This is a genomic window from Undibacterium sp. Ji42W (assembly GCF_049340405.1).
GTDB lineage: Bacteria > Pseudomonadota > Gammaproteobacteria > Burkholderiales > Burkholderiaceae_D > Undibacterium.
In genome coordinates this window covers 363,639-377,020 of record NZ_JBMPOV010000006.1, presented here as the reverse complement: position 1 = coordinate 377,020, position 13,382 = coordinate 363,639, and the positions used below count along the sequence as shown (strand labels likewise).

Annotated in this window: 11 protein-coding genes; 8 read left to right on the top strand and 3 right to left on the bottom strand. The window is 52.2% G+C overall.

What is annotated here, in order from left to right; genetic code table 11:
* The first annotated feature begins 84 nt into the window (after positions 1 to 84).
* The 3 genes from ACO0LG_RS15760 (at position 85) to ACO0LG_RS15750 (ending at position 5,092) form a co-directional block, all read left to right on the top strand.
* Positions 85 to 2,439 (top strand): Tex family protein, encoded by a 2,355-nt coding sequence (locus tag ACO0LG_RS15760; protein WP_423027933.1) that lies wholly within the window; start codon positions 85 to 87, stop codon positions 2,437 to 2,439.
* Positions 2,440 to 2,894: 455 nt separating this feature from the next.
* A complete protein-coding gene (gene adh, locus ACO0LG_RS15755) occupies positions 2,895 to 4,415 on the top strand; it encodes an aldehyde dehydrogenase (RefSeq protein WP_423027931.1) in 1,521 nt (506 codons plus the stop codon).
* A gap of 287 nt (positions 4,416 to 4,702) precedes the next feature.
* The gene (locus tag ACO0LG_RS15750) at positions 4,703 to 5,092 is read left to right on the top strand and encodes a DUF779 domain-containing protein (RefSeq protein ID WP_423027929.1); all 390 of its coding nucleotides are present in this window, start codon (positions 4,703 to 4,705) and stop codon (positions 5,090 to 5,092) included.
* On the opposite strand, the gene ACO0LG_RS15745 is transcribed toward ACO0LG_RS15750, so the two are convergent.
* Positions 5,093 to 6,940: a sigma-54-dependent Fis family transcriptional regulator gene (locus ACO0LG_RS15745; RefSeq protein ID WP_423028017.1), complete on the bottom strand. Its 1,848-nt coding sequence runs from the start codon at positions 6,938 to 6,940 to the stop codon at positions 5,093 to 5,095.
* Between the two features lie 267 nt (positions 6,941 to 7,207).
* Between ACO0LG_RS15745 and grxD the strand changes: the two genes are divergently transcribed.
* Both grxD and ACO0LG_RS15735 read left to right on the top strand, forming a co-directional pair.
* A complete protein-coding gene (gene grxD / locus ACO0LG_RS15740; RefSeq protein ID WP_186955623.1) occupies positions 7,208 to 7,519 on the top strand; it encodes a Grx4 family monothiol glutaredoxin in 312 nt (103 codons plus the stop codon).
* 7 nt (positions 7,520 to 7,526) lie between these two features.
* Entirely contained in the window at positions 7,527 to 8,117 is a 591-nt protein-coding gene (locus tag ACO0LG_RS15735) for a UbiX family flavin prenyltransferase (protein ID WP_423027927.1), read from the top strand.
* Between the two features lie 11 nt (positions 8,118 to 8,128).
* Here ACO0LG_RS15735 and ACO0LG_RS15730 read toward each other — a convergent pair whose 3' ends face one another.
* A complete protein-coding gene (locus ACO0LG_RS15730) occupies positions 8,129 to 8,974 on the bottom strand; it encodes a hypothetical protein (RefSeq protein WP_423027925.1) in 846 nt (281 codons plus the stop codon).
* Positions 8,975 to 9,137: 163 nt separating this feature from the next.
* Here ACO0LG_RS15730 and ACO0LG_RS15725 point away from each other — a divergent pair, with 163 nt between their 5' ends.
* Entirely contained in the window at positions 9,138 to 11,222 is a 2,085-nt protein-coding gene (locus tag ACO0LG_RS15725; RefSeq protein ID WP_423027923.1) for an esterase-like activity of phytase family protein, read from the top strand.
* Positions 11,223 to 11,276: 54 nt separating this feature from the next.
* On the opposite strand, the gene ACO0LG_RS15720 is transcribed toward ACO0LG_RS15725, so the two are convergent.
* Positions 11,277 to 12,173 (bottom strand): LysR family transcriptional regulator, encoded by an 897-nt coding sequence (locus ACO0LG_RS15720; protein WP_423027921.1) that lies wholly within the window; start codon positions 12,171 to 12,173, stop codon positions 11,277 to 11,279.
* 78 nt (positions 12,174 to 12,251) lie between these two features.
* On the opposite strand from ACO0LG_RS15720, the gene ACO0LG_RS15715 reads away from it, so the two are divergent.
* On the top strand, positions 12,252 to 12,680 hold the full coding sequence (locus ACO0LG_RS15715; RefSeq protein WP_423027919.1) for a DoxX family protein: 429 nt from the start codon (positions 12,252 to 12,254) through the stop codon (positions 12,678 to 12,680).
* Between the two features lie 10 nt (positions 12,681 to 12,690).
* A complete protein-coding gene (locus tag ACO0LG_RS15710; protein ID WP_423027917.1) occupies positions 12,691 to 13,353 on the top strand; it encodes a glutathione S-transferase family protein in 663 nt (220 codons plus the stop codon).
* Positions 13,354 to 13,382: the final 29 nt, after the last annotated feature.

Below are 13,382 nucleotides of genomic sequence, written 5' to 3'. Positions count from 1 at the left end.
GCCTGCTGTCAAGACTGGCGCAAAGTCACAAATTGCGTATCATCTGCGCCTTGATTGCTTTTTTTATGTCTGGATTCTGGATTTATGTTGCCTTCGATTGAACAAAGACTTGCCGTAGAACTGGTTGCCAAGCCAGTTCAGGTTGCTGCTGCTGTTGCCTTGCTGGACGAAGGCGCAACCGTCCCGTTTATCGCCCGTTACCGTAAAGAAGTGACCGGTGGCCTGGATGATATCCAGTTGCGCCTGCTGGAAGAGCGCCTGCGCTACCTGCGCGAACTGGAAGACCGCCGCACCGCCATCATCGCCTCGATAGAAGAACAGGGCAAGATGACGCCAGTACTGCTGGACGCCATCACCCACGCCGAAGACAAGACCCGTCTCGAAGATTTGTATCTGCCCTACAAACCCAAGCGCCGCACCAAGGCCCAGATCGCCGTTGAAGCTGGTTTGCTGCCGCTGGCCGATGCCTTGCTGGCCGACCCTATGCTGAACCCAGATACCGAAGCCGCGAATTACCTGAAACCAGCGTTCACTACCGACAATGGCGACAACCCCGGTGTGCCGGATGCCAAAGCGGCACTTGATGGTGCACGCCAGATTCTGATGGAACGTTTTGCTGAAGACGCGACCCTGTTGCAAGCCCTGCGTGAATACCTGAATGACCACGGCATCGTGGAATCCAAGGTCGTTGCCGGCAAAGAAGAAGCCGGTGAAAAATTCGCCGATTATTTCGACTATTCAGAAACTCTGGGCACCATCCCTTCTCACCGCGCCCTGGCTTTGTTCCGTGGCCGCCGTGAAGAAATGCTGACTGTGACGCTGCGTCTGGATAGCGAAGAAGAAAAACCAAAATGGGATGCACCGCTGAACCCCTGCGAAAGCCGCATCGCTGCCCGCTTTGGCGTCAGCCAGAAAGACCGCCCTGCCGATAAATGGCTGGTCGATACTGTGCGCTGGGCCTGGCGCGTAAAAGTCTTCATGCATCTCGATACTGAGTTGATGGGCAAGCTGCGCGAAACCGCAGAAATCGAAGCCATCAATGTATTTGCCCGTAACCTCAAAGCCCTGCTGCTTGCAGCCCCTGCTGGCCCACGCGCCACCATGGGTCTCGATCCTGGCCTGCGCACCGGCGTCAAGGTAGCGATCGTTGATGCGACAGGTAAAGTAGTTGAATACGCGACGATCTACCCGCATCAGCCCCGCAATGACTGGGACGGTTCCCTGCATGTATTGGCGCAACTGGCGGCCAAACACAATGTCTCGCTAATCTCCATCGGCAATGGCACGGCTTCGCGTGAAACCGACAAGTTGGCAGGCGATTTGATCAAGCTCAAGCCTGAACTCAAGCTGACCAAGATCGTTGTCTCTGAAGCGGGTGCATCGGTGTATTCCGCTTCTGAATTTGCTTCCAAAGAATTGCCTGACCTGGATGTGTCCATCCGTGGCGCAGTGTCAATTGCACGCCGCCTGCAAGACCCACTGGCTGAGCTGGTGAAAATTGATCCCAAGTCCATCGGTGTAGGCCAGTACCAGCATGACGTCAGCCAGTCACAACTGGCGCGCTCACTCGATGCAGTGGTTGAAGATTGCGTGAATGCGGTTGGTGTCGATGTGAATACGGCTTCTGCACCTTTGCTGGCGCGTGTCTCTGGACTGTCGTCCAGCGTGGCACAAAGCATCGTCAATTTCCGCGATGCCAAGGGCATGTTCAACTCGCGTTCAGACTTGCGTGCAGTACCGCGCCTGGGTGACAAGACATTCGAACAAGCCGCCGGTTTCTTGCGCATCATGAATGGCAGCAACCCGCTTGATGCATCCGCAGTCCACCCTGAGTCTTATCCGCTGGTAGAAAAAATCCTGGCGGACATCAAAAAGGACGTCAAGGGCGTCATTGGCGACTCTGGCTTGCTGAAATCTTTGAATCCAGCTAAATACGCCGATGAAAAATTTGGTGTACCGACCATCACCGACATCATTGGTGAGCTGGAAAAACCAGGCCGTGACCCACGTCCAGAATTCACTACCGCCACCTTCAAGGATGGCGTGGAAGAAATCAAGGATTTGCGCCCAGACATGATTTTGGAAGGCGTAGTCACCAACGTTGCCGCCTTTGGCGCTTTCGTTGATATTGGTGTGCATCAGGATGGCCTGGTACATATCTCTGCCCTGTCCAACACCTTCGTCAAGGACCCGCATACTGTCGTCAAGGCTGGCCAGGTCGTCAAGGTGAAAGTGCTGGAAGTTGATGTCAAACGCCAGCGTATCGCCCTGACCATGCGCCTGACGGATGCTGCGCCGGTAGCTGGCAGCAAGCCTGAACAGCGAGGTGACCGTAACGATGCCAAGCGCCTCAATCAACACCGCTCACAAACCCAGGCACCGGCACCGGCACCTGCTGGTAATGCGATGGCAGCGGCATTTGCGAAGTTGCGTGGCTAAGTGATTTTTAATTCTCTCCCTTTCTAAGAGATGTTATCGGGGTTTCGCAAAGCATGCTTTGCGCCGATAACATCTAAGTAGCTTGCAAGCTGCGCGGTGGATGGGCTAGGATGGGGATGGGGTCCGATTGATCAGTGAGTAATTTTTTTCTAAAGAAACCCATCCCCATCCCGGCCTTCCCCTTGAAGGGGAAGGAGTTATCAGACTGTTCCAAATTGTGACAGTCTGATCAGAGTTGCGAAATATTGTGACACCCGGATTTTCTATATCCCCCTTCCCAGCAAGTCCATCACCAGTACCAGCAATAAATTCCCCTCTGCACTCTTTCTATAGCTAATCCGCGTTTGTTTTATTTTTCCACCAGGAAAGCATTCCCAGCATGGCACGCCGTTTGCGTTGTGATCCCCGTGTCGCAGCTTATGCGCACCATCTAATAAACAACGGAGACGACCATCATGAACATGGCAGACATCAGCAAACTCGGTATCAGCAATCCTTTCGCAAAACGCTACGACAATTTCATAGGCGGTAAATTTGTGGCTCCGGTCAAGGGTGAATATTTCGAAAATATCAGCCCTGTCATCGGCCAGGCTTTTTGCGAAGTCGCGCGTTCCACCGCAGAAGACGTGGAACTGGCGCTCGATGCTGCCCATGCCGCCAAGAAGGCCTGGGGCAAGACCTCGCTTGCCGAGCGCTCGAACATCCTGAATAAAATTGCAGACCGCATGGAGGCCAATCTCAGCCTGTTGGCCACCGCAGAAACCATAGACAACGGCAAGCCCATACGAGAAACCATGGCGGCGGATATTCCTCTGGCGATTGATCACTTCCGCTATTTCGCCGGTTGCATACGGGCGCAGGAAGGCACTGTCGCGCAAATCGATGACCAGACTTATGCCTATCACTTCCATGAACCGCTGGGCGTGGTCGGCCAGATCATCCCATGGAATTTCCCTATTCTGATGGCAGTATGGAAGATGGCACCAGCACTGGCAGCAGGCAATTGCATCGTCCTGAAACCGGCAGAGCAAACCCCAGCATCCATCATGGTGTTGATCAATCTGATCAAGGACCTGCTACCACCCGGCGTCTTGAATATCGTCAATGGCTTTGGCCTGGAAGCAGGTAAGCCACTGGCATCGAGCAAGCGCATTGCCAAAATTGCCTTCACTGGTGAAACCGGCACTGGCCGCCTGATCATGCAGTATGCATCGCAAAACATCATCCCTGTCACGCTGGAACTGGGTGGGAAATCACCGAATATTTTCTTTGCCGACGTCATGGATCAGGACGATGCCTTCTTCGACAAATGCCTGGAAGGCTTTGCCATGTTTGCGCTGAACCAGGGCGAAGTCTGCACCTGCCCTTCGCGCGTGCTGATACAGGAATCTATCTACGACCAGTTCATGGCGAGGGCCATCAAGCGCGTTGCCGCCATCAAGCAGGGTAACCCGCTCGACAGCACCACCATGATAGGTGCGCAGGCTTCACAGGAACAACTGGAAAAAATCCTGTCTTACCTGGACATAGGCAAACAAGAAGGCGCGCAGCTCTTGATAGGTGGCGAAAGGAATATGCTGGATGGTGACCTGGCCAAGGGTTATTACGTAAAGCCGACTATCTTCCAGGGTCACAACAAGATGCGCATCTTCCAGGAAGAAATCTTTGGACCTGTCGTTTCCGTCACTACCTTCAAGGATGAAGAAGAGGCGATATCAATTGCCAACGACACCTTGTACGGTCTGGGTTCTGGCCTGTGGACCCGTGACGGCTCCCGCGCCTTCCGCGTTGGCCGCGCCATCGAAGCGGGCCGTGTCTGGACCAATTGCTACCATCTGTATCCGGCACATGCGGCATTTGGCGGTTATAAACAATCCGGTATAGGGCGTGAAAATCACAAGATGATGCTGGATCACTATCAGCAGACTAAAAACCTGTTGGTGAGCTATAACCCGAACGCGATGGGGTTCTTTTAGTAATCATTAAGTTCAAGACCTCTCAACACAGAGACACGGAGGAAGGAAAGGCGGCCTGCATGCCGCCTTCGTTCCGCAGGCAAGTAGCATGCTACTTGAATTCCCTGCTGCGCCACAGAGAAAAACTGGAGAAATTCTTCTATCATTTGCCTGTGTTTCAATTGAGAATGAAGCTCAGAGACGAAATTGAAAATACATTCTTTCAGGTTTTCTCTTGTACTTATCTGTGCCTCTGTGTCTCTGTGGTGAGCTTTTTGGTCCTAACGTAAAACGACTTATACAAAAACATGAACCAAGCACCCGCTCGCGTCACCGCCACACCTGCTGCGCTGGAATTTATCAGTGCACTGCAAATAAAATACGGCCCGCTATTATTTTTTCAGTCCGGCGGTTGCTGTGATGGCAGTTCACCACTGTGTTACGCGAGGAATGAATATGGCATAGGCGATGCTGACGTATATCTGGGTGACCTGGATGGCACACCGTTTTATATGGGCAGTGATCAGTTTGAATATTGGCGGCACACACAGTTGATCATTGATGTGGTGGCGGGCATGGGCGGTATGTTTTCCCTCGACAATGGCACGGGTAAGCGCTTCCTGACACGCTCGCGCCTGTTCACGGATGAAGAAAATAATTTGTTGGGGACGACCGTGTTGCACGGCCCGCAGGCTTGATCAATCGCTCTTCAAAGCCGCCAGCTTGCGGTATATCGTATTGCGCGACACGCCCAGCGCCTTGGCAGCAGCAGATACATTGCCTTGGTACTGTTGCAGGGCCTGTTGTATGGCATCCATTTCCAATGCATCCAGGCTGAATGGTGTTTGAGTCAAAGGCATTGCAGTTGGCGCGAGTGCCATGTCCATGTCTTCCAGAAAATCCTCAGGCAAATGTTCGAGACGGATTTCCATATCGGCATCCGTCATGACGATGGCTGTGCGCAAGAGATTCGTCAGTTGGCGGAAGTTCCCCGGCCAGCCATGGGCATGAAACAACTGCATAACTCCAGGCGCTATCCTGTATTGCCTGCCTTCGCTCTCAGTCGTCAAGACTTTGGCGATGACGACATCGAGGTCTGTGCGTTCACGCAAAGGGGGCAGGCGTACTACCAGACCATTCAGGCGGTAATACAAGTCATCGCGGAATTCGCCTTTACCTATCATCTCGCGCAAGTTGCGGTTGGTGGCGCAGATCAAGGCAAGATTGACGGGGATGGATTTGCTGCTGCCCAACGGTGTCACCATACGCTCCTGCAAAACCCGCAGCAAGCGGGCTTGCAGATTCAAAGGCATGTCACCGATTTCATCGAGGAATAGCGTGCCGCCATTCGCCTGCAAGATCTTGCCTATATTGCCCTTCTTGCGTGCGCCGGTGAATGCACCGTCTTCATAACCGAATAACTCTGATTCAATCAGGGTTTCTGGTATGGACGCACAATTCACGGCGACGAAAGGGCCTGATTTACGCGGTGAATCATTATGAACCGCCTGGGCTAGCAATTCCTTGCCGGTGCCAGTCTCGCCCGTCACCAGTATCGAAATATCACGGCCTATGACGCGTTTGAGTTTATCGATGGCGCGGGCAAGTTGCTCATCGCCAGTATCGAGATAATGCAGGCTCGATAGCTTGGATTTGATTTCTGCCGCCTGCGGTTCACGCGCATTGTCCAGTATATGCCTGGCGGAGGCTGAGGGGCGCTTGAGGCTCTGGCTTTTGGCATACACCCGCACACCATTATGCAGGCACAACGTCAGCAAACCCGGTGTCGCTGTGCGATAGTGTTCATGCAAAGCTGACACAGGCAAACCAAACAGGGAGCTGAAGGTATGCGTCTGCAAGGCAGATAGTGGCAAACCCAGCTGGAACAGGCCACTGCGGCTGGCAGATAAAAAGCGGCCATCATTGTCGAAACAGGCGATGCCTTCCATCAGGGTGCCCAGGAATTCCGGGCGGCTATGAAAGCTGAGTTTGATGGCATCTTGAAAAGAAGAAGCAAATAACTGGTTTTCTATCATCTGCGCCGACATGCGCACCAGTGCCATGGTGTGCTTGTGGAAATTATGCTGGTCACCAGTGACATCCAGCACACCGATGACATTGCCCATGACATCAAAGATAGGTGCGGCCGAGCAAGTCAGAAAATTGTTGGCTTCGAGATAATGCTGGTCTGCATGGACGATGGTGGGTGTTTTTTCGGCAATGGCCGTGCCTATGGCATTCGTGCCCTTGCTGCGCTCTGACCAGGCAACGCCGGGGCTAAGAGCCACCCTGTCCGCTTTTTCCAGAAAATCCGCATCGCCCAGGGTATGAATGATGAGCCCATTCACATCGGTCAGGATGACCATATTGTGTGTGTTAATTATTTGCTCATACAAATTTTCCATCACGGGCAAGGCATGCTGATGCAAGACCCGGTTTTGCTCGAGCAAGGTCTTGAGATCAGTCTTGCCCAGCGGGCCATAGTCAGGCGTAGCCGTGCGCGGTAAGCCATAGGCGGCGGAGCGTTCATGTGCCTGTTCTATCATCATGCGGGCAGATGAAGCAGGACTTATGCCAGAACCATGCGGCGTTTGCCCAGAGGAAATTCCAGTGTCACGCATTTGCATACGGGTCTCCAGAGACATGGCCAATTTGTTTGGCTCTAAGGTCTTAATGTAACACTAATAGATTATCGCGCCAGAAACTGCAAATTAATTTACCTGCGCTTACCTCCGCAGAGCCAAGCGACACTGGACGGGGCTTTCTACTATAATGCTGGTATTAGTCATAATTACTGATTTAGGAAGATAGCCATGAGCGACGTACAAAGCTGGATCAAAGAAACCGTTACTGCAAACCCTGTAGTGTTATTCATGAAGGGTACTGCCCAATTTCCGCAATGCGGCTTTTCTGGCCGTGCGATTCAATTGTTGAAGACCTGCGGCGTACAAAACATGGTCACCGTGAATGTGCTGGAAGACCCGGAAGTGCGCCAGGGCATCAAGGACTTCTCCAACTGGCCTACCGTACCGCAGTTGTATGTCAAAGGGGAATTCATTGGTGGTTCTGACATCATGAATGAAATGTTTGACAGCGGCGAATTGCAGACTTTGCTGAAAGACTAAGCAAGGCATGACTGAAGTCGCAGCCCCCAAGCGCCTGATTGTTGCCATTACTGGTGCAACAGGTGCCATCTATGGTGTGCGGCTGCTGCAAGTCTTGCGTAATATTTCTGGCGTAGAAAGTCATTTGCTGATTTCAGAGGCAGGTGTATTGAACTTGCATCAGGAAATGAACTTGAAGCGCAAGGATGTCGACGCTCTGGCTGATGTCGTCCATAATGTGCGCGATGTCGGTGCCAGCATCGCCAGCGGCTCATTTTTGTCTGATGGCATGGTCATCGCGCCCTGCTCGATGAAAACCCTGGCCGCCGTGGCCCATGGTTTGTCCGACAACCTGATCACCCGCGCTGCCGACGTAGTCTTGAAAGAGCGCCGCCGCCTGATTTTAATGGTGCGAGAAACCCCCTTCAACCTGGCGCACTTGCGCAATATGACAGCCGTCACAGAAATGGGTGGCATCATCTTCCCACCCCTGCCTGGTTTTTACCACCGACCGCAAAGCATAGAAGAGATGGTCGATCATACTCTTGGCCGTGTACTCGACATGTTTGCCTTGCCACATGCATTAACGCCACGCTGGCAAGGCATTAGGAATTCTTAAATTAGGGATTTTTAATAGCGATCCATGATGAGTTGAGTCTTCAGCGAATCTTCTGCCACAAACCATCCGCGCGAAATCAGATAAGCCTGCAATTCATCATGCTTGGCCGAAGCTGTTGCTTCGCTCGTGGTCTTGAAAGAAGCTTCGACGATGTACTCAGTACCTGTACCAGCCTGGTTCAGGATAGGCCAGACTTCGATATACAGCTTCAAGCCGCTCCAGGTGCCGACTGAGCGCTTGGCAAGGATGGGGCCATACTTGCGCGAACTGTCGAGCATGGATTTGCCCCAGCCGCTATACAGCCAGTTATTCAGCTTGCCAGGGATATTCTTTTTGAGCAGGCTGCGAGAGTCACTGGCCGATGGCAGGTCCATGCCGCTATAACCGGATTTGCTGTCTGTCTTGCTGTTGGAAATACTCAGGGTTTTCTTTTGATAACCCCATTCAACCTGGGCTTCATCATTCTTTTCCGTGGAATCAAAACCTTCCGCATTGGCTTTATACAGGGCCTCGGTGATATTGCCATTGTCGATGGCATAGCGCTTTTTGTAAGTCAGCTCAAAATCACTTTCACCTTCGGTCTTGCGTATGCGGGCTATCCAGGTATTGCCATAAATATCTTTGGCATTAGTGTCCAAGAACACGACATTCATCTTCGTCACAGAAATCGGCATATTGAAAGTGTTCAGTACTGTGCTCTTGAGTTTGTGATCAGCATCCAGAACCACATTCGGGTTCATCAGCAACTTCACTTCATAGTCAGGCACCATATTGCTGGCAGCGACTGCCTGACCCAGCGGTAGCAGCACGCTGAAAGCGAGACTGAATATGCTGTTACGAACGACAGACTTGATCATGATATGCGCTCCATGGATTTTGGTGGGCACACTATAAAAGCCAATTGTGACCTTCGCATTACGACAGACATTGTCGATAGTGTCATTGGTGCGTCACATGCCAATAGTAAATTCGCGGGCAAGAATTTTCACGCAAATTTATCTATTCAAGAGGTCCTGTCAAATGATGCAAAGTAACAAGAACCTGATACTCAGTAGCCTGGTTGCCGCCATGCTACTGAGCGCCTGCGGTGGTAGCAGCAATAATTCTGTCGTCACCACCCCTGCCACACCTACACCGGTCAATGGCATATTCCTGGATGCCGCAGTTGATGGCCTTGAATATTCTGTTGCTGGCGGCACCAAGCAAAACACATCTGCCACTGGCGGCTTTAGCTGCAATGCTGGTGACACAGTTGCGTTTTCCGTTGGCAGCATAGGTCTGGGCTCGGCCTCTTGCGCAACGACAATCACGCCATTGACACTGGCTAATTCCAGCAACATCAAGGATGACAGCGTCGTCAACCGCCTACTGTTCCTGCAATTGCTGGATGAAGACAATGATGTTGCTACAGGTATCAAAATACCTGCTACAGTAAAGACTGCGCTCGCTGGTCAGACGCTGGACTTCAATGCCACTGCTGCCAACTTCAACACGGCACTGACTGCAACTTTGGCCAAGCTGCCAGCGAATTACCAGAAACTCACCGTGGATGCAGACCGCCGCACCCTGGTACGAGAACATTTTGAAGATACCATGGCATCCAAACTCGGTACACCTGTCGTCGATACTGTCAGCCAGACCAATGCCCTGGGCACGGTCAGCGCCAGCATCACACGGTATCAGGTGCAGGCTGCGGATAATTTCTTTGTACCGTATGAAGGCACGAATGCCGCAGTCAAGGCAGATTTCCCCAAGGGCTTTTTGCCATCCTATGGTTCTGGTCTGACCTTCAAGGGCAAGTCCGCTGATGGCTCACTGGAATTTTATGGCATTACCGACCGTGGTCCTAACGGCGATGGCCCCAAAGTACCTAACTCAGTAGTAACACCTGGCGCTACTGGCACGAGTGACGCCAAATTCTTCCCGTCCCCCAGCTTCACGCCATCCTTTGGCCTGATCAGCATAGGCAAGGATGGCGCTGTGCTGAAATCCAGCACGCCGATCAAGTTCAGCAGTACCATCAATGCATCCGGCCTGTCTATCGCTCCGGGCAAGTTGGGCTCTTCGGCCGAAGTACCTTTGAATGATGCCGCCAAATTTGATGCCAGTAGCAAGACCACGTTCAGCGACTATGGCCTCGATACTGAATCCATCGTCTATGATGCAGCACGCGGTGTAGTTTGGGTATCTGATGAATACGGTCCTTTCATTTTGAAGATTGATGTTGCCACCGGCATCATCCTGAAAAAATACCAGCCAGGCACTGGTGCTGCCGATCTGCCTGCCGTCTTGTTGAAGCGCCGTGCCAATCGCGGTATGGAAGGTCTGTCGCTGGAAGTAACCACCGGCAAATTGAATGGTTTCATCCAAAGCCCGCTGGACGATGGCAAGGCCAATTACATCACACCAGGCGCGACAGCAGCGACCAGTGAAAGCATCAAGGATTATGCCAAATTCAACCGCTGGGTAGAGTTTGACCCAGTCACAGAAAAAACCAAACTGTATGCCTACCCTATCGACAGCACGCAATACACGTCAGGCAAAACCGGCAATGCCAAACTGGGTGATATGGTATCGCTGGGCAATGGCAAATTCATCGTCATAGAACAAGGCACGGACCCGAATGGCAAGGCCTTTAACAAACTGATGCTGGTTCAGGTGCCGAGTAATGCGACGGATATCGCCAACATGGGCACGGACCTGGAAAAAAGCAGCATGACAGGTGCAGCAGTCAATGGTGTGAATTATGCCGATGTGGTCTTGCTCAAGAAAACACAATTGTTTGATTTGAACAGTGCTGGCTGGCTGGCAGAAAAAGCCGAAGGTCTGGCCCTGGTCGATGAAAACACCCTGGCACTGACGAATGATGATGACTTTGGCATGAAGACTGTCATCGTCGATCCTAGCGGCGCCATCGTGGTTGGTGCTGACGTTACCAAGTGCACGGTTGATGCCAATGGTGCCATGACGACGACCACTGGTGCCCTGGGCTGTACTGCAGGCAATACTATGCGCGTAGCGCGTGGTGCAGATACTGAACGCCCTAACCGCATCTGGCTGTTCAAATTCAGCAAGAAACTGTCCGACTTCAATATCCCTTCCTGATACTGTCTTACCAACAGAAAGCCGCTGTGAATGATAGAATTCACAGCGGCTTTTTCAATTCAATACCATCTCTTGCGACAGATAAGAATAGACTGCCGACACCCTACGCAAATGCCTGGCCTCTGTATGCGTCAGAAGCCATAACTCGGTCTGGCATTCGTCCAGCACATCACTCAGTTGCACCACATCTTTGCGCCCCTGAGCGAGGAATAGCGGCAAGATACCCAGCCCCAAACCCTGCCCTACCAGTTCTGCTACTGTGAGTATACTATTGACCTTGTAGGTCGCCTGCAGCTTTGGGAAATGCTTCCTGCGCCACACGACAGACGGATGTTCTGGCAAGGCATCGTCAGGGGCTATCCAGTGATGACGCTGGGCAATGTCAGCATCAAAGTGCCTGATCTTGCTGCTCTTGCCTGCATATAAAGCCACCCGTATCGGCCCCAGGTGCTTGCCTATCAAATGCTGGGGTGGCCGCTTGCTGGCCCGTATCGCAATGTCGGCATCGCGCCTGGTCAGGCTGGCCAGTTCATTGCCCGCATGCAGGTCCAGGCTCAATAAGGGATGCAGTAGTTGCAAGGGCTTCAGAACAGGTGCCAGCAAGCCATGCAATATGGTGTCTGTGGTTGTGATGCGCACGGCCCCTGCTACCTGGTCTGGCTGCATTTGCATGGCTGAACGGGCAGCCTCCAGTTGCGCTTCCATTTGCTCTGCATGCATAGCCAGTTCCTGCGCCAACTCATTGGCTTGATAACCTGTCCGCGAGCGTTCAAACAGGCGTTGCCCCAAGCCTTTTTCCAGTTTTTGTATGCTGCGAAATACGGTGGAAGCATCTAGTGCCAGACGTTCTCCTGCCTCAGCCAGCTTGCCGGTGCGTACCAGCGCCAGCACCACTTCAAGGTCAGCCGCAGTTAATCTGTAATTTAATCTATATTGCGTTTTTGCATTCATAGTTTGCTCCATCGCCTATTTTCATTGCAAATTAGAAATCATATAGTAGCTCCATAAACCACTTTTTTGGAGAACAAAATGACGCATTCAATTACCTCTACAGACCAAGGCAGCAATGCCTACGGCATCACCCTGTTACGCATCAGCCTGGGCATCATGTGGATAGCCCATGCCCTGCTGAAACTGTTGGTGTTTACCCTGCCCGGTACGGCGCAGTTTTTTACCAGCATAGGGTATCCGGGCTTTCTCGCTTACCCCGTGTTTGCGCTGGAATTACTCGGCGGCCTGGCTCTGGTGCTCGGCATCTACAGCCGCCAGGTTGCGCTGGCGCTGGTACCCATCATGGCGGTTGCTGCGACTGTGCATTTTGGCAATGGCTGGGTGCATACCAGCCCTCACGGTGGCTGGGAATATCCAGTGTTTCTGATTGTGACTTCAATCGCGCTCTGGTTACTCGGTGATGGTGCCTTTGCCCTGCGCCGCAGCTCACGCTTTTCACTGGCATAAGGGGGAAATCATGAGCAATCAATATACCCTGATCAGCCACAAGCTCTGCCCTTATGTGCAACGCGCGGCAATTACCCTCGCCGAGAAAGGTCTGGAGTTTGAACGCATAGACATAGACCTGGCGAACAAGCCTGACTGGTTCCTGCAAGTGTCGCCATTAGGCAAAACACCCGTCTTGCTGGTGGATGGACAGCCCATCTTTGAATCGGCAGTGATTTGCGAATACCTGGATGAAACTACGCCACACCGCATGCATCCAGAAGCTGCACTGGCAAGAGCACAGCATCGTGCCTGGATAGAATTTGCCTCGGCAAGCTTGAATAGCATAGGCGGTTTTTACAATGCCGCAGATGCGCAGATCCTGAATGCCAAAGCCATAGAACTAAAAACGAAGTTTGCACAACTGGAAAAGCAGCTAGGCGATGGACTTTATTTTTCAGGCGAAAATTTCAGTCTGGTAGATGCGGCATTTGCACCAGTGTTCCGCTATTTTGATGTGTTTGAGCAGATAGTAGATTTTGGATTTTTTACTGACCTTCCCAAACTAACAGCATGGCGGCAAGCCTTGCAGGTGCGGGCTTCGGTGCAGGCTGCTGTCAGTGAAGACTACCCTGCTTTATTGACTGCTTTTTTGCATGCACGCCGTTCTGCCTTGTCAGCCCTGATGCAATAAAAAAAGGTGCAGATTTAACTGCACCTTTT

Bases quoted from the DNA above. Each gene is read 5' to 3' on its own strand.
- ACO0LG_RS15760 (WP_423027933.1), top strand. From the start codon at position 85: ATGTTGCCTTCGATTGAACAAAGACTTGCCGTAGAACTGGTTGCCAAG.
- adh (WP_423027931.1), top strand. From the start codon at position 2,895: ATGAACATGGCAGACATCAGCAAACTCGGTATCAGCAATCCTTTCGCA.
- ACO0LG_RS15750 (WP_423027929.1), top strand. From the start codon at position 4,703: ATGAACCAAGCACCCGCTCGCGTCACCGCCACACCTGCTGCGCTGGAA.
- ACO0LG_RS15745 (WP_423028017.1), bottom strand. From the start codon at position 6,940: ATGATAGAACAGGCACATGAACGCTCCGCCGCCTATGGCTTACCGCGC.
- grxD (WP_186955623.1), top strand. From the start codon at position 7,208: ATGAGCGACGTACAAAGCTGGATCAAAGAAACCGTTACTGCAAACCCT.
- ACO0LG_RS15735 (WP_423027927.1), top strand. From the start codon at position 7,527: ATGACTGAAGTCGCAGCCCCCAAGCGCCTGATTGTTGCCATTACTGGT.
- ACO0LG_RS15730 (WP_423027925.1), bottom strand. From the start codon at position 8,974: ATGATCAAGTCTGTCGTTCGTAACAGCATATTCAGTCTCGCTTTCAGC.
- ACO0LG_RS15725 (WP_423027923.1), top strand. From the start codon at position 9,138: ATGATGCAAAGTAACAAGAACCTGATACTCAGTAGCCTGGTTGCCGCC.
- ACO0LG_RS15720 (WP_423027921.1), bottom strand. From the start codon at position 12,173: ATGAATGCAAAAACGCAATATAGATTAAATTACAGATTAACTGCGGCT.
- ACO0LG_RS15715 (WP_423027919.1), top strand. From the start codon at position 12,252: ATGACGCATTCAATTACCTCTACAGACCAAGGCAGCAATGCCTACGGC.
- ACO0LG_RS15710 (WP_423027917.1), top strand. From the start codon at position 12,691: ATGAGCAATCAATATACCCTGATCAGCCACAAGCTCTGCCCTTATGTG.